Below are 17439 nucleotides of genomic sequence, written 5' to 3'. Positions count from 1 at the left end.
ATTATTTTAGGAGGTTATCAGCATGTCTTTTAAAGCAGTACAAACATTTTTTTCACAATATAATTTACAAGATCGTATCAAAGCTTTCGATCAATCCACCGCAACAGTCGCTGAAGCCGCTGCTGTTTTAGGTGTCAAACCCGCTCAAATTGCAAAAACATTGGCTTTTGAACTAAAAGATCATCCAGTTGTAATTGTTACGGAAGGAACAGCCAAAATATCTAATCCAAAATTCAAAGCATTCTTTAAGGAACGAGCCCATATGGTAAAATTCGACCAACTTGAAGCACTAATTGGTCATCCCATTGGGGGAGTGTGTCCCTTTACATTAAAATCTAATGTTGGTGTTTATCTAGATGAAACTTTAAAAAAACACGATATCATTTATCCGGCTGCTGGAACTGCAAATACAGCGATTAAATTAACTATTGAAGAATTAGAAAAATATACCCAACCATCAACTTGGGTAAATGTTGTCAAAGATTAAACTACTGATAATAAAAAATAAATATATCAAAGTAGCTATCAACCAGGTTTAACCCTTGGTGATAACTACTTTTTTATTGTATTAGTTATTCCTAGCTACTATTTAATTAAAAAATTAATTTTTTAACACTTGTAAGTTCTTGATATTGTTCTTTAAGCAAAGTCTCTCCTGCTTTTGTTAATTGTAGGACCAAAAAATTTTTATTTTCTTGATTATATTCTGTTATAATCATTTTTTTATCACGCAATGACTTAGTGAGCTTGCTAAATTGCGACTTAGATAAATCTAAAATATTAATTAATTCCTGTACATCATTTCTGTGATCCTTTGAAATATATAATAAAAATAGGATTAATACTTCATTCTTTGTTAATAATGCACCACTAAATGGGATTCTTACCCTTTTAGAAATCAATTTTTTTATTAAAAAAACCCGTTTTATATTTTCGTAAAACTCTTCATTGAAATTATCTGTATCATCTTTCATAGTAACTCCCCCATGTTTTTATTATAGCTAGTATAGCATAATTTTTTAAGTTGAGTTGACAAAATGAAACTCAGGTTTATAATAGTCTTTACGCAAACGAGTTCACTTTTTGAAACTCGTTAGAGAAAGAGGAGATTATTATGAGTTTAAAAAAATTTATTTTCAGTAAGTTTACGTTAATTGCTATAATTTTTGGTGTTTTCTATCATCTCGTTATGCTTGGAATATATTTACCCGGCTATAAAGTAGCAACCCATAATTTAAAATATGCTGAAATAGAACTAGTTAACAATGACAAAAGCAATGGTCAAAAAATAGCCAATAGTATTGAAAAAGGTATCAAGAACTCTAAAAGTACACATTTTAAATTAATTCAAAAAAAGAACCTTTCGCACGCTAAAAATAACCTAGCAAATCATAAAAACGTATTAGTAATAGAAATTCCTAAAAACTATGTTGAAAACTTGCAAAAAGGTAATTCTGTAAAATTAAACTTTTTTGTTAGCTCTGCTGGTGACCAACTCAGTCACCAATTGGGTACAAAAATTGCTAATAATTTAACCGCAAAATTTAATTCTGGAACATTAGGTAAATACTATAAGGCTGCTATTTATAATATTCTTCTGAAAGCCTCTGCTGCAACTACCGAATCTGAAGTCACTAAACTAACTACTTTACAAGTACAAAAGCAAATGCAAAGTATTGTTGCTGCAACACCATCACTCAAAAACGATAGCGTTGCACTGCAAAATGAACAAGCTAGAATCAAAGCTGTCATCTCAAAAAAAATACAATCTCAAGTATCACAAAAAGTTAGAAAAAATGTAAATGCACAAACAAATAAAATAGTAAAGACGACATTTGTTTCCGCAAACATTAAAGACCTTAATGCTAATCGTTCAAATCTTTATGAAACTATGGCACCAATGTTTTTCTCACTTTCTTCATTTATCGCCGCTATGATTGGCGCTATGATTTTATCTAGAGGACTTAAATTAGCTTTTCTCAAAGGAACTAAAAAGCTACATGGCTGGTTGTATATTGAACTAGCATATATAATAATTGCAGTAATATCTCCAATTATTGGCATTGTAATTTTGAAAGCTGTTGATCCTTTTTCTACAAAAACACTAATTGAGGTTTACCTTCAACATGTTTTAGTTTCATACACTTCTTTAAATTTAGTTGGTTTCTTATTTGAATTTCTAGGAAATATTGCCGGTTTAGTTACCCTACCACTTATCTTAATGCAGTCCTTCTCATCAGGAAGTGTCATTCCTTATAAGATGCTTCCTAGTGCATATAAGTTTTTTTACAATATCTTGCCCGTACCTGCGAGTGTCCAAAATGATATTCATATCATGTTTGGTGTAGGGAGCATGAATGACTCTATGACTCGTCTTATAATAATCTTAGCAGTATCACTCATATTGCATCTTCTAACTGTAATGTTCAAAAAATATCCTGTAATGTCTAAAAATAAAGACTAATCTGCATTCTATTCTAATAAGCTATATTCTAACTAAACTTTGCGTGCACATCTATAACACATCTATACTTGGTATCCTCTAATCATATTAACAAAAGATTTATTGAAACGACCCCCACATAGCTCGCTCTTGGAGGTCGTTTTTGTGGATGAAAAGTGCTCTTTTCTGGGTTATGACTTACAGAATTCTTTTCCTGATTTTACAGATTTTCTGAAAAAGTAATGTTTTGATTTATCCAAGGAAAATGGCTCAAATTATTCTTAATTCCATTTCCCTTTACTCTTGCATAAACAAGAGTAAATTTTTTGCTGTTATCGTAGATCATTACTTTATCAACTTTAAAAGCCACTTCTGTCAAATTATGCTTCGATTGCTGATAACGTTTCTTGATAATTTCTTTCGAGACACCATGTCCGCCCTTTTGCACCCGTTCATTTACTCTTTAAATAGCCAAGTTTTCGTCTCGTAAAGCAACATACAATAAAGTCACTTCAAAACCATTTTTATGAGCTCTACTTCTTCTCACATGGCTTTTTGCGCAAGCGACTAATCAACGATTAACAATTCAATTTAACCCTACTTTTTAAGCATTATTATTAACTAAAAAAATATAATATCCCCCAACATCTACAGTATAGATATTGAGGGCTATTTGTATTTATGAACCCTTAAAGACAAATAATTATACATACCACACTGGGTAAATTAGAATTTAATTTACTACTCAATTGGAATCATTATCTCACAGAACCCGTTATCTACTAATTTTTTTGATAACGTTCAATGATTGGCCGTTCGGTTACTTTGAGTTGATTGTCACTGATAATTGTGCCTATTTTTTGATAAAATTCATTAATTGCTATTTCAGTATGAGATATTTTAAAAACAGCATAACTTCCAGACCTTAACCTTCGTTGATTGATATTATTGTTTTTAAAGTGGTTCTCATTAGTAATTAGACAGACATCATATCTACACTTTTCTGCAGGGACATGTTGTGGATTATCTAAGGCTATTCCTAGAATAGCGGAGTCTTGAAATAATTCTTCTGCTTTAACCTATACCAATAACAATTAATCCATATCCCGCTATTCTTCTTTGATGAAGTTTCAACTTATTAATACCCTTGAGTAATGAAAACACACCTACAACTATTACAAATAGCACTCTCCTGCTAACTTATGCTATCTTAATTATTAGAACTTCACTGAATTAATAAACAGTTAAGAATTCATTTAATGTTTTATTAACACTTAATCCATAAAATTTAGTTATCAATTCTAATAAGGGGGATATTTTATGCATACAGTTTTAGAACTTCGCGATATTACCAAAAAATTTGGGCACCAAGTTGCACTCAATCATATCAGCTTGTCCATTCAGCGGGGTGATATTTACGGTTTGATTGGTCGTAATGGTGCTGGTAAAACAACAATTCTTAAGATAATCGTTCGCTTATTACAACAAGATAGAGGCGACATTCTATTATTTGGGAGTTCAACTAAAAAGGACTATTTTAAACAGTTAAAACGAACAGGTAGTGTTATTGAAACACCCGTTGCAAATAATCAATTAACAGCTGAGCAAAATCTAATCTATTATTGCAAAATGAAAGGTATCGTTGATAAAAATGCTGTTTTGGAAGCTTTAAATTTCGTTGGTTTGGCTAACACTGGAAAAAAGAAGTTTAAAAATTTTTCTTTAGGCATGAAGCAAAAACTAGGTTTAGCGATTGCTTTGCTTAGTAAACCTGATTTTCTTATTCTCGATGAGCCAATTAACGGCCTAGATCCCATCGCAATTGTTGAGTTTAGAAATATGCTGATTAAGCTAAATCAAACACAACAAATGACTATCTTGATTTCAAGTCATGTCCTTGGTGAACTTTATCAAATGTCCACTCGTTTTGGTATTATCGATAATGGCTCTATTATCAAGGAATTTACCAAAGAAGAATTCGAAACACAAAGTCGCGAGTATATTCATCTGCAAGTAGATAAACCAAACTTAGCAACTACTATTCTCAACCAACTTGGCATCAAAAGTTTAAAGGTTGTTGATAGTAAAACGATTAATATCTATGATTTTTCTGTAGATAATACTGAAATTGTAAAACAATTAACTTTAGCACACATAAAGATTAGTACCATCGTTAAAGAGCATATTAATCTTGAAAGTTATTTCAAAACAACGATTGAGCCTGGGGAGGATATTAACCATGTTTAATATGATAAGAGCCGATTTATATCGATTGCTTCATTCAAAAGGATTTTATATTACAGAAGCTGTCCTAATTTTTGCAGTAAGCAGCTCAATTATGACTAAAACAGCTGGAACAATTGGGGCAAATACACAAGATCTTGAAAAGTTTCAAATAGCTTCTCAAGCCAAGGTATGGAATTCTATTACTTCCGTTTCAGCTATGTCAAGCATGGCAAGTATCTTGATTTACCTAATTCTACCCCTTTTTATTATGACTATTGGGTTTGACTTTTCTCGAAAAATATACAAAAACCCTTTGAGCAGTGGCATGACTAGAATAAATTATTTTATTTCCAAGTATTTTGTTTTCTTAGTCCTTACCTTTTTACAGTTCGTTTTTTACTATGGTACAGTTTTTATAGTTTCTGGATTAAAAAATGGTTGGGGAGATCCCAGTAGTTACTTTCTTCATAAAATAATATTTACTATTGGTTTACAAATTATCTCTCTTTTAGCCATATTTGCTATTTCTATTTTTATTATGTATCTCAGTTTTTCAACAGTTGCCTCTATCATTTTTACAATTGTATTTCCACTAATAATCAGCATTATTTCAGCTGTTTTTAAACATACAATTTGGCTAAAATATTTTAATTTTCAATCAAGCATAGATAGCGCTTATTTCACTCATTATTCATCCACTAATATCTCTTGCTTTTTCTTATATGCACTTGCTACAATCTTAGTTTGCCTTGTTGGTGCTTATTTAATTTTCCAAAGAAAAGACCTTTAATATAGCCTGATTACTACATTTTCAAAGCAGTTAGCTATTTTCAAGAGTATGAACAAAAAAGTAGCTAGTGAGCATTAACATCGTAAACTGGATAATCCAAGATTTAAGTTGGCTGAATTACGAGGTTAAGTGCTCATTTCGACGCCAAATATGCAAAGCTAAAGGAGTCTGAGACTGTCAAATGTCTCAAACTCCTTTGCTTTGTTTTTAATTCTATCTCTATTTTGGAAAGCTAGTGCTTCATATATTTTCAGTTATCTTTTGTAAAAACTACTATGTAGAAATTACTTATTTAAACTATTTTAAAAACTAGTTTAATTTCAAATTCTAAATCATGTGTAGCAATATCAACTTTTCCGTTTAATAGCTTGGTTAGCTCTGCCACAATATAGAGTCCTAACCCTGAGTTTTTCGTTTTTCGAGCTAAGTCCTCTGTGTAGAAACGATCAATCAAGTTTTGTGGGTTCTTTATTGGCTGCAATAACTGATTTTTAACCAACAAGATTAATTCCGTTCCTTCTTTTCGTAAAAAAATAGTCGCTTGCTTTGAACCATGGTCTAATATATTACCAAAAATATTTTGAATAATTCTTTGAAAAATAGCTTCATCCATTGACCAAACTAGCTGTGGCTGAATATCTAAATTAACAAATATCCCTTTTTCTTTTAACGCATCATAAATATTTAAAATAGCTTGTTGCGTTATTTTTGAAACGTCAACCTGTTGTAAATTTGGTGTTATTCGCTTTTCAATTAAACGGTTGTATAACAGTAATAAATCTAAATTCTTAGTCAACGCGTTAAGGTTTCTATTGATACTTGCTAGTTGCTTTTTAGCATCACTATCAAGATTATTTGTTTTTAATAAAACCTGTGTGTACCCACTTGCCACTGTTAACGGTGTTCTCAAATCATGTGAAATATTATGAATCGCTAAGTTAAGCTGATTTTGCGACTTCACATATTTCCTTGTTACTTTTTGTTGTGCATCCAATAATTGATTAATTTGTTGATCTAATGCTACTACATTCTTGTTACGCGAGTTGCATTTTAACTGTTGATTGGTTCTTTCATGATTAATAAAAGATATTTGCTTAGTTATTTGCCGGTAATCAAATAACACATAGAGTAAATATCCTATTATACCTCCTAACACTACCAAAGCTATGCTTAGTATAGTTATCATGCTAGTCGTACTCCTATTCCCCAAATGGTTTCAATGTATTGTTCCGTATCATCCAATTGAGCTAGTTTCTTCCTTAAATTGCTAATATGAACATTGATGGTATTTTCGTCTCCGTAATATTTCTCAGCCCAAACCATTTCGTATAGCTTTTCTTTCGTAAAAATCATTTGTGGATTGTTAAATAATAATTTCAAAATATCAAATTCTTTTCTCTTAAGCATACATTTCTCTTTTCCATTCGAAATAGCATATTCACTCGGCAATAAAGTTAAATTCTTGTATTGCAATATATCCTTTATATTTTGTCCACTATGATTTCGCAATTGTACGACTATCCTTGCCTGCAATTCATCAATATCAAAGGGTTTCGTAATATAATCATCTGCCCCTACCAGCAACAACTGGGCTTTTTCACTAGAATCGTCTAGCGCTGTTATCATAATTACTGGAATCTCTGAAGATTTTCTGATTTCCTGTAAGACTATATCGCCACTTTTTCCTGGTAACATCCGGTCCAACAAAATTAACTGAAATGTTTGTTGCTCAAATAACAGCAAGCCCTCTGTACCAGAAAATGCACTTACTGTCTCATATTGAGCTGAGAAAACCTTTTTTAACAATTGTTGCATGTCATTATTATCTTCAATTATTAAAATCTTATCCATAGATACCCACCATTATTAAATAATTACTACTTATAATTATACCATCTTCAATAGCTCTAACAACAACTAACAAACACCATTAATTAGTTTTGCCAGGATAACGTAGCCTGCCTCACCAAAGTGCAAGCCGTCATTTCGTATTCCTTGTAATAACGTATTTACCGGTATCTCGCTTTTAATAAAAGCCTGATATAAATCTAGTACTTGGCAATTATTGGCAATTGCGACCTTTCTTAATTGCGAAGTATACATTTTGACTAATTTATTCGTTCGATATACTTGTTTACTCTCATCAACTGGTGCTAATGTAATAAAATATATTTGCTGTGTCGGATATCTTGTTCTTAACTTATCTACTATTTTCCCAATGTTTTCTTCAAATTGCTTTAACTTTACCTGCTTATTAAGCGCTAAATCATTGATCCCGATTAACATAAATATCCGATCCGCGTTTGTATGGCTCAGAATTTCCGTATCCATTCTCGCCAATAAATCGGTAGTATTATCTCCAGCATGTGCCGTGTTTATTATCTCTATTTGTGGATTTAATCTCTTAAGTATTTCATTGATAATTGGTTGCTTATACCCCTCATATCGTGCCATCAAACTATCGCCTGTTAAATGAATCACAGCTAATACTCCTTTTTTATTTATAAAATTCGATGTTGCTATGTAAACTACAGCCTCTTTCTGTATTCCAAGTCCTTAACTAACTACAATACTACCATAACTATTTTGTACTCAATCTGAATATCCAATAATATAGAAAAAGTGAGTACAAAGACGACTAACTAGAACCATTAACATCGTAAACCTAGCAATCTAAAGCTGGGTATTACGAGATTAAGTACAACCAGTTACTCTTTAGCACACTTTACCACCACATCTTCGAAAATTAAAAGAGTTCAAGATTTACATTTATCCTGAACTCTTATTTACTAGTTATCTCACAACTTACATGTTATTCACTAATCACTCAAGTTAACCATATCTTCTAAACAAAAACGCTTAATTGCTGTCGCTACTCCGTCATGATCGTTATCATCTGTTTCAATTAATGCTGCTTTTTTTGCCGCAGAAGTCGCATTTCCCATAGCTACACTTAATCCAGCATATTTAAACATACTTAAATCGTTACCTTGATCACCAATTGCCATAACTTCAATAGGTGTTAGCTTTAGGTATTGACACAAGACTTCTAATGCTGAGCCTTTATTGACACCGAAAGCATTAATTTCAATATAATTAGGTGAACTTTGGCAAAAATTAATTCCATTTCTTAAAGCTAGAAAAGCTGAATCAGATTGGATTAAAGCTTCAATTTTAGGTTGCTCATCAACAATCATTGCTTTAATCAAATCTTCGTTTGCCACTTCATTAGGCGTTCGATAAGCCAACTCTTGCTTTGTTATCAAACTTTCATATACAGTATACCGACTAATATTGCGATTAGAAGTATAAATTCGATCACTTGTAACTGCTTGAAAATGCAACTGTAAAGTCTGGGTTAATGCTTCTAGTTTCAGATAACTTTCAGCTGCTAAGCGGCGTAGTTGTATTATCTGACCATTGGTTGATTGAACTAGTGCACCACCAAAACAAATAACATACTGTTCTGCTTGTTCCTGCAGTCCCAATTCTTCTAATAGTGACTCAACACCACTATAGGGGCGCCCCGTACAAATTACGATTTTAATTTGTTTTTGTTTTGCGGCATTAATAGCTGCTTTAACAGTAGCTGTTAATTTCTTTTCTGAATTCACTAATGTTCCGTCAACGTCAATTGCAACTAATTTGATTGAAATTATGCTTACCTTCTCTCTAATTAACTTTCGCAAATGTTTCTTCTGGATTAATAACTTCTTGCGCACAATCCTCCAATGAACGATTCTTGGCTTCTGGTAATAATACTATACTGGCAATTGTCAAAATAAATAAAATTGCAATCAGGAACCACATTGAAACTGTTTCTCCAAAATATTTAAATAATGAAGGAAAAACAAAGGCGGTTAAAATTGCACCGCAACGCCCAGCAGTAACTGTAATTGCCTGCACAATTGAACGAGCCTTAGTACTAGCTATTTCAATTCCAGTAATGCCGGCTTGGACTACTGACCCTGGTCCAAGGTTATCAAAAAATGAAAATGCACCAAATAAAATAAATTGCACCATTACTCCTGAAGTACCCAAAAGACTAAATCCAATTAGGGCAATTCCAGCTAGAAAAGCTCCTAAAGCTTGTAATTTATTTCGACCTAATGAATCAATCAGAAAAACCGCTAAAATTGCTGAAGGAACTGAGAACAATACATGTGTTAAGAGTGAAAATGATGTTGATGAAAAACCCAATCCTTTAGCGATTAAAGATGGTCCATAAAGCTCTGTCGAATAACCGGCAATATCTGCTAGAAACCAAAGTAACGATGCTTTGATAATTGCTGCTTTCTTTTCTTTCAAGTAGTGACGTACACTTTGTTGATCTTGTTTAACATCTAATTTAGCTGTCGCTTGGTTGGTCTCAGCTGCCACTACTTCAGCGGCTTCTAATGTATTTCCTTGAACTCGAGCCAAAAACCGCGGTGTTTCGGGTAAGTGGCGACGTAAGTATATTACCGATGCGGCTGGTAATGCACCCATTCCTAAAGTAATTCGCCAAGTTAATTCACCTGATAACCCTAATGCTGAACAAGTCATTGCCACTAACACTGCAAAAATTGCTCCCATCGTCCAACTTAGGCCAAAACCTGCCGACATTAATTTACCGCGGTCTTTAGCATTGCTGTGTTCTCCCAAAATTGTTGGAGATAATACGTAGTCTGCACCTGCACCAATCCCAAAAACAAAACGCGTAATAATTAAAAAACCAATATTGGTTGACACCGCTGATAATAAAGTGGCAACTGTCATTAAAATAACATCAATTCCATAATACTTTTTACGCCCAGAATTGCCTAAGTATCCAAACAGCAAAGAGCCAACAATCATTCCCATCAATGGTGCTGCTGATAAAAATGAAGTTGTTATCCCCGTAACTTCTCCACCAAGACTAGTTAAAATAGTTGGTAAAATTACCGCAACCGAAGACAAGCCGTAGCCATCCGATAAAACTCCCATTCCAGTAATCAGCATTGCTTTGACATGAAACTTTCCCAACTTACTTTCATCAGTAACTAAAAATGGATTATTATTTTTTAACATCAATAAATCCCTCCTTTAGGCCTTCATCATAAAACATAAATGTATTGCTTCTTAGTTTTTCGTGTAACAGCAACGTAAATAATATTTATATTTTTTATTAAAAGCATTAGAGAAATTTAAAAATTACCCATCATAAATAACTATACTAACTAATTTTGCGCTATCTCAACATGAATGTTCTTAATTACCATTAACTTTTTTTGTAAAATAATAATCTTAATTTTAAATCAGAATATGCAATAAAAAAGTTTTCTAAAGACTAGTATCCTTAGAAAACTTTTATAAAATTCACTATTCTATTAACTAAAACTTTGTATTAGCGCTTTAACCTAGTTCCAAGCTTCTTGCCTAAATTAATTATTAAAAACACGCTAGTTAAAAATAGCCCTAAGCTACCAAAAGCTATCGCAAAATTACTTCGATCAATTAACCAACCAATAAGTGGGAAGAAAATAATCATTGTTGCTGAAAATAAGACACTAGCCACACTAAGTAATGTTGCTCTTTGTTTAGATTCAATTAACTCGTTGTAGTAACTACTAAAAATTGGGCCTATTATAGCACTTAATGCCCGCAATAACATGAATAAACCCAGCATTAAAACACTTTTCTTAACAAAAAGCAATACAACTAGACTAATTGGTGACACTAACAAGAATCCTAAAATATTCTTTTGCGTATAGCGCTTCATGATTTTAGTTGACAAACTAATCGCACCAACCGCAATAACCGAAGACCCTAAAATTATCGCTGAAATCATGATTCCTGAAAAATCACTACTTTTCATCACAGATTGATAGTAGTAATAGTAACTCGTATATATTAAATCTAAAATGGCCTGGTATACCATTAAGTTACGTAATAATTTTTCCTTCTTCAAAACTTTCCAAGATGACTTAATCAATTCACCAACAGTTACTGTTGATTCAACATCTTTCTTTGTTACCATTTCTTTTGATCTTAATGGTTCTTGTAACAAAAAAATAGCGACCAAAGCCATCACACACATTAAAATAAAAATTACATATGTTAAAGCAAAATGCCAATGGATGAAAAAACCAGCAATGACAACCCCTGATGTATCAGCCACTTCAAAAATAATCTCTGCTTTACTTATTACTTTAGGGTACAATTTGGTTTGTTTTCCCTCAATCAGCGAATCATACATTAAAGCATCAATTGTGCCCGATTGCAGATTATATGAAAAAGCATTTAGAATAAAACCTAGTGCAAAAACAACTAAAGAATGACCGACTAACATTACAATTGCTGATAAAATTGCGGTTATCCTTCCAGCAACTAAAACCGTTTTATATGAAAAGCGATCTGCTAATACGCCACTAGGAACCTCAAACAAGAAACTAGCAATATGAAAGATACTTTCACATAAACCTATTTCAAAAAGCGTTAATCCCGCGTTTTGTAAATAAATGACCCATAAACCGGTAATTCCAAAGAAAGAAAAGAAACTATAATAGTAACTATATTTAATATTTTTATGATATTCAATTTTCAAATTTAACACTCCAGTGATATGAGGAAGGTTTAGCTTCACTCATTTATTTTTTCTGCTCACTAGAGTGTTTGGATCTCTATAATAGTATGTTGCAATGTTATCCAGGCTTGCACTTTATTCACCGACCTTATTATTATTTCTATCTTATATCATACCAATTATTCGTTTAAAAGTACTATCTTTTTATATATTTATTTAAAAAGATCTCTATTTGCACCACATATTTTTTATTGATGTTCATGAATCAGGTTTAGTAATAGTTCCACAAATAAAATTGGAACTGCCTGTGCATCAACCACTGACTGATTTGAAAAACTATTTCCCGGTAAAATAAGTGTATGCTTAAAGCTATCTATTAAATCAGCTTTAGGATTCATCGTTATTAAAAATGAATTTTGAGGCATATTATTATCTAACGCAGCCAAGAAATGTTTAAAATTACTTTTATTTCCACTTATGGAGAATAAAACCAGGGTATCATCATCTGTCATTGTGTTTGTTAAATGTGCCGCATTAATATAATCATCTGCATATGCTGCCACTATTCCTAAATCCTGTAAACCTAAGAAAAGTTCTTTAGCTGGTAATGCTGAAAAATGTACACCTAATAGGTAATTCATCGTTGGCGTCCTAAGGGCCTCTTCTAACTTTTCAATTAACGTTTGATCTAACTTATATAGTTGTTCGATCAATTTTGAATATTCATCTAAAAAAGTTCCCTGCGTATCATCTGTTTTTAAATGATGGCGATTATTACGCAAATGACTAATCATTTCATATCTAAAATCTTTATAACCCTTAAAACCTAGCGACTGACAAAAACGTAATACTGCTGAAGTAGATGTTTTTGCTCTATCTGCTAGTTTAGTAATTGTAAATGTTTCAACATGCTCAGGGTATTTTAAAATATAATCGCTCACTTTTAATTCTGATTTAGAAAGAGTTTTTGCTTTTTGTTGAATAGCTTTGATAATGTCCATATAAAAATCCTCATTAGATAGTTAATAAGTTAACTTTAATTCGTCATGGCAATTTTGTCAAAACCTTATTCGATTATTGACAATAATTTCGAGAAAATGTTATGCTATTTTTGGTAAAGTTATTAATATAATTAATTTTATCGAGAAAAGGTGACTAGCTGAACAGTATTAACAGCGGAAAATAAAAAGAATCCGAGACTTTTGTCCCGAACTCATCGTAATTTAAATTACTTAGTTTTACAGTTCTGCTTGTCTAATTGCATGTGCGACTGCACCAATCAATCCTGCCTGATTTCTTGTAACACAAGCTTCGACTTTAGGAAAACCGATATTTTTAATTGAAGAATATTCTTCCGAAATTTTTGTTGCTGCCTTTTTGATACCTGTCATTATTATCGGATTTTCACTTATTCCACCACCAATTAAAATTAGCTCTGGATCTAAAGAAACCGAGATATTCAACAACAAAACAGCGACATTGTGATAAAACTCCGTCAAACTTTCCTGGGCGATTTTATCCCCTTCACTTGCTAGTTCAAGAATCTTACGAACATCTAACTCCCAATCAGACATCTTCTTTTTGCCTATTTTATAGCTATATATTCTACAAAGGCCTGCAACTGCACCGCAATAAAAACTGCTAGACTCATATTCTAATGGTTCTGTATTTCCACGATCCATTAGCATCATTCCAAATTCACCAGCTGCTCCAATTCTACCGGTTACGAGTTTGCCATTTATATAAATAGCTCCACCAACGCCAGTTCCAAGCGGAAGGCTTACAAAGTTATCATAGTGTTTAGCTGCTCCCACCCAGTGCTCTGCTAATGCACTTGAATTTGCGTCATTTATAACACTGATTTTTCTGCCGGTTTTTTCATAAACTTCATTAATAATATTGTGACCACTTAGACCTTCTATTGCGCCTGCGGTTAATAAAGTTCCGTCATTAGAAACAACACCCGGTATACTCAAGCCTATCTTAGCGATTTTTTGATTAGCAGTTTGTTCTGTAATTAAATTACTAATACTCTCCACAACTGCATCTGGATTTTTTCGTTCTGTTTTTATCTTACTAGAACTCAAAACTTTCCCTGTGTCATCCACAATACCATATTTAATGAAGGTCCCCCCAACATCAATACCTAAATGTTTATCCATGCGTAGTCATCCTTACTATTTAAGTCCGTTATCAGCAATTACTTTTTGATACCAATAAAAACTATCTTTTTTATAGCGTTTTAAATCCTTAAGATCAAATTCATCACGATTGACATAAATAAAGCCATATCTCTTTTTAAAACCTTCGTGCGTACTTACCAGATCGATTGCACTCCATGGGCAATAACCAATAAATTCTACGCCATCTTGTATAGAAAGATATACTTGTTCAATATGTTGCTCTAAATAGTCAATCCGATAGTCGTCGTGAACCTTGTTATCAGATGTTAACGTATCTTCTTGACCTAAACCATTTTCAGTGATTATCACTGGTAGATGATAACGATCATATATTTCATTAGCTGTTATTCTTAGCCCAACTGGATCAATTGACCATTGTGAAAACTTAGTCTTTTGAAGATGTGTATTTTTGGCAGGCTTAAAGTAGCCAGGAATTGCAAAACCAGATTGTTGGTCAGCTGCTTTTTTCGCTTCAGCACCAGCTTCAATTGGAAAAGCTTCAACTGTTGTTGAATTATAGTAGTTAAAAGCAATGAAATCAGCTGTATTTTCACGCATTACAATTCGATCTTCATCCGTTATCTCTGGCATTGCATCCAACGACTTCAAAATTTGAACAGCACGGTGATTATAGATTCCATAGGCAGCTGCATCTAAAAACAACCAGTTTCTAAAAGCACTCATATTTTCCGCTGCTAATACATCTTCTGGCTTTTGTGTTTTAGGATACACACACGAAATATTTGGAGCTGGACCAATTTTACCTTCATAAATTCCCTCGTGGAATAACTGCATCACTTTTGCTTGCGCAACTAACATATGATGATTGCCTTGAAAAACTTCTTTCCAGCTCTTCTTTTTTTGGCCTAATACTCGACCTGCAAAAACCAACATATTTTGCTCATTAATTGTTTGCCAATAATTGACGCGATCAGCATAATTATCAAATAATACTTTACAATATTCAACAAAACGATCAATTGTTTGCCGATTACCCCAACCACCTTTTTCTTCTAATGATTGTGGTAAGTCAAAGTGAAAAACCGTTGGAATAGGTTCAATCCCATTTTCTAGCAACTCATTAATAAGATTGTTATAAAATGCAATACCTTTAGGATTCACTTTTCCTTGCGCAGTAATGATACGTGTCCACGCAATAGAAAAACGATATGCCTTTAAGCCTAATTCTTTAAACATCTTAATATCTTCTTTATAATGATGATAGAAATCAGCCGTAACTTTAAAGTCAGTTGTATTAGGAAATGGCTTCATTGTATCTTGAATAGAAGGTTCTTTTCCATCTTCATTCCAAGCACCTTCTACTTGATATGCACTCGTAGAAGCGCCCCATAAAAAATCTTTGGGAAATATTTTATTCACATTCATACTTCCTTTCTCTCTTACGTCTTACTTAAGCTTCAACTTCAGTTTTTTCTGTTTTATCTTTTTTAGCTTCAATTTCAAGTTCTTTATTATCTAACATCTTGATAAATGGAGCATATAATAAGACCATAATTGTCATACTTACAATTCGTAATACCAAACCTTGCCAACCAGTAACAAAGAATGTTGTAATAAACTTAGGAACAGTCCAAGGAATACCTAAAGCAAATGCTGGGTTATAGTATGAAATAAAGCCGGTAACTGCACCAATCCAACCAATTAAACCACTAATAGCTGTACTTAAGAAGAATGGTATGAATAACACTGGATTTAATACGATTGGCAATCCAAAAATAACAGGTTCATTAATATTGAAAAGGTTAGGAACAACAGTTAATTTAGCTAGTTTACGATAACGTTCACTCTTACAGAAAATAAAGATTGCAATTAACAAACATAGTGTACTGCCGACTGCATCGTTATTCAAGAATTGATCAACAATCATCACTGTTTTATATGGTAATGCTTTACCTAATTGATAAGCATGCAAGTTTGTAAGTGCCATACTTAGTAAGATTGGTGTCAATGCTCCGTTGATTGCATTTGGGTGAATCCCAAAGAAGAAAAGCGTATTAGCAATTATTGCAATTCCAAGCCATGCAAATGGTGACGTACCTAATGCCATTAATGGTGTTGTAATAAAGGTGTTTACTAAACTATATAACGTTTTTGCTGGAGTATATGAGATACCTATTCTTGTAACTAAAGCTAATAATAGTAGAATAAATGATACCAAAAGTGGCTTAAATGATTCTGCAACCATTGGTGGAACACCATCTGGCATTTTAATTATTAGTTTTTTGTTTCCAGATAGTATAATATATAGTTTGGCAGTTACTAATCCAAGAACAATTCCAAGGAACATACCGGAACTACCTAAATAGGTCATATTAAGTGCGGAAGTTTTTCCAACCGTTTGAGGAAGAAGTGCTATAAAGATACCTACTGCTAATAATCCACCAATAAATGGATTAGCATCCTTGCTATCCGAAATCTTTATATATGCATAAGCAATTGCTGCTGTTACAAAGATAGCTATACTATTCATTGTACCGCCAATAATTGCATTTAGATTATCTACAATTCCAATTTTTGTTAAATATGTGTCCACTGAAGGAATAGGGAATTTAGCAAAAATAGAAAAAATAGATGCCGTTAATGTTAGCGGTAACGTATACATCAAACCAGTTGAAATTGCTCTGATTAACTTACTATTACCAAACTTTGTCGCAAATGGTGATATTTTACTTTCCATAAAATTTTGAATTTTATTAAATTGCATGATATACACACCTTTCTATTTGTCAAAATATTAATTATATAGGAGATGACCCTTATGGATTTTTTAAAGAAAATGATGTCTTATAAAAACACCCACGAATCGACTGACACTTATTGTAAAATAATAGACTATACTTTACTTCACGCAAATGACTTACCTACAATTTCAATCACAAAAATGTCTGCAGATATCTTCGTGTCACCACCAACCATTACGAGGCTGTGACATAACTAGTCTCTACACAAATAAATAGGGCGAGAAACCGAATTTGGGTTTCTCGCTCTATTTGCTTAAGATTTTGCTCTTTTAACTTGATTCCTAGCGTGACTAATTTCAGGATGTTTAATGCCATTACAACGAGTCCGGTTTCTTTGGTGACCTTTTCGAATCCCCGTACTGAGAAACGATTGAAATGCAAAGAAGCCTTCATCCTGCCAAAAACCGGTTCAATATCAATCTTGCGTTGTGCATAGATCCGACCAGTCGCTGGAGCTGAAAGTAAAGTACGTTGTTTTGCTTTAAAGTATT

At 32.8% G+C, this 17439-nt stretch carries 17 protein-coding genes and 1 pseudogene; 4 read left to right on the top strand and 14 right to left on the bottom strand.

Translation table 11 applies throughout. The features are described 5' to 3' along the window. Window positions 1–22: 22 nt before the first annotated feature. Window positions 23–487, top strand: a complete 465-nt coding sequence (locus tag LB941_RS00090; RefSeq protein ID WP_253358355.1) for a YbaK/EbsC family protein — start codon at window positions 23–25, stop codon at window positions 485–487. Window positions 488–593: 106 nt separating this feature from the next. Here LB941_RS00090 and LB941_RS00085 read toward each other — a convergent pair whose 3' ends face one another. Next, complete coding sequence (locus LB941_RS00085; RefSeq protein WP_253358353.1) at window positions 594–974, bottom strand: winged helix DNA-binding protein; 381 nt, start codon at window positions 972–974, stop codon at window positions 594–596. Between the two features lie 140 nt (window positions 975–1114). Between LB941_RS00085 and LB941_RS00080 the strand changes: the two genes are divergently transcribed. Continuing rightward, window positions 1115–2464: an ABC transporter permease gene (locus tag LB941_RS00080; protein ID WP_253358351.1), complete on the top strand. Its 1350-nt coding sequence runs from the start codon at window positions 1115–1117 to the stop codon at window positions 2462–2464. An 82-nt stretch (window positions 2465–2546) separates the two neighbouring features. On the opposite strand, the pseudogene LB941_RS12555 reads toward LB941_RS00080, so the two are convergent. Then, a pseudogene (locus tag LB941_RS12555) lies at window positions 2547–2978 on the bottom strand (zeta toxin family protein); the annotation flags it as partial. A 247-nt stretch (window positions 2979–3225) separates the two neighbouring features. After that, the gene (locus tag LB941_RS00070) at window positions 3226–3480 is read right to left on the bottom strand and encodes a GyrI-like domain-containing protein (RefSeq protein WP_253358745.1); all 255 of its coding nucleotides are present in this window, start codon (window positions 3478–3480) and stop codon (window positions 3226–3228) included. Between the two features lie 283 nt (window positions 3481–3763). On the opposite strand from LB941_RS00070, the gene LB941_RS00065 reads away from it, so the two are divergent. Continuing rightward, window positions 3764–4690, top strand: a complete 927-nt coding sequence (locus LB941_RS00065) for an ATP-binding cassette domain-containing protein (protein ID WP_253358347.1) — start codon at window positions 3764–3766, stop codon at window positions 4688–4690. Then, window positions 4683–5459 carry a hypothetical protein gene (locus LB941_RS00060; protein ID WP_253358344.1) on the top strand — a complete coding sequence of 259 codons (777 nt, stop codon included), beginning with the start codon at window positions 4683–4685 and terminating at the stop codon, window positions 5457–5459. Before LB941_RS00065 ends, LB941_RS00060 begins: the two co-directional genes overlap by 8 nt. Window positions 5460–5751: 292 nt before the next feature. On the opposite strand, the gene LB941_RS00055 is transcribed toward LB941_RS00060, so the two are convergent. The 11 genes from LB941_RS00055 to LB941_RS00005 all read right to left on the bottom strand — a co-directional run. After that, entirely contained in the window at window positions 5752–6645 is an 894-nt protein-coding gene (locus LB941_RS00055; protein ID WP_253358342.1) for a sensor histidine kinase, read from the bottom strand. Continuing rightward, the gene (locus LB941_RS00050) at window positions 6642–7310 is read right to left on the bottom strand and encodes a response regulator transcription factor (RefSeq protein ID WP_253358340.1); all 669 of its coding nucleotides are present in this window, start codon (window positions 7308–7310) and stop codon (window positions 6642–6644) included. Before LB941_RS00050 ends, LB941_RS00055 begins: the two co-directional genes overlap by 4 nt. A gap of 66 nt (window positions 7311–7376) precedes the next feature. After that, window positions 7377–7940 (bottom strand): GDSL-type esterase/lipase family protein, encoded by a 564-nt coding sequence (locus LB941_RS00045; RefSeq protein WP_253358338.1) that lies wholly within the window; start codon window positions 7938–7940, stop codon window positions 7377–7379. 338 nt (window positions 7941–8278) lie between these two features. Next, window positions 8279–9118, bottom strand: coding sequence for a Cof-type HAD-IIB family hydrolase (locus tag LB941_RS00040; RefSeq protein WP_253358741.1), 840 nt, complete (start codon window positions 9116–9118; stop codon window positions 8279–8281). Window positions 9119–9131: 13 nt separating this feature from the next. Next, window positions 9132–10508 (bottom strand): MFS transporter, encoded by a 1377-nt coding sequence (locus LB941_RS00035; RefSeq protein WP_253358329.1) that lies wholly within the window; start codon window positions 10506–10508, stop codon window positions 9132–9134. Window positions 10509–10824: 316 nt separating this feature from the next. After that, window positions 10825–12024: an MFS transporter gene (locus tag LB941_RS00030; RefSeq protein WP_253358327.1), complete on the bottom strand. Its 1200-nt coding sequence runs from the start codon at window positions 12022–12024 to the stop codon at window positions 10825–10827. A gap of 227 nt (window positions 12025–12251) precedes the next feature. Then, complete coding sequence (locus LB941_RS00025; protein WP_253358317.1) at window positions 12252–13004, bottom strand: MurR/RpiR family transcriptional regulator; 753 nt, start codon at window positions 13002–13004, stop codon at window positions 12252–12254. A gap of 237 nt (window positions 13005–13241) precedes the next feature. Continuing rightward, window positions 13242–14165, bottom strand: a complete 924-nt coding sequence (locus tag LB941_RS00020; protein ID WP_253358315.1) for an ROK family protein — start codon at window positions 14163–14165, stop codon at window positions 13242–13244. 15 nt (window positions 14166–14180) lie between these two features. Continuing rightward, on the bottom strand, window positions 14181–15566 hold the full coding sequence (locus LB941_RS00015; protein WP_253358313.1) for a glycoside hydrolase family 1 protein: 1386 nt from the start codon (window positions 15564–15566) through the stop codon (window positions 14181–14183). Between the two features lie 31 nt (window positions 15567–15597). Next, entirely contained in the window at window positions 15598–16911 is a 1314-nt protein-coding gene (locus LB941_RS00010; RefSeq protein WP_253358310.1) for a PTS sugar transporter subunit IIC, read from the bottom strand. 211 nt (window positions 16912–17122) lie between these two features. Then, window positions 17123–17439, bottom strand: a 317-nt coding sequence (locus LB941_RS00005) for a transposase (RefSeq protein WP_253358308.1), incomplete at its 5' end; no start/stop codon positions are given.

The organism is Ligilactobacillus ubinensis (assembly GCF_024160875.1).
In the GTDB taxonomy this organism is placed as follows: domain Bacteria; phylum Bacillota; class Bacilli; order Lactobacillales; family Lactobacillaceae; genus Ligilactobacillus; species Ligilactobacillus ubinensis.
Note: the sequence above shows the minus strand (reverse complement) of the source record. Positions and strands in the feature narration are given on the sequence as shown.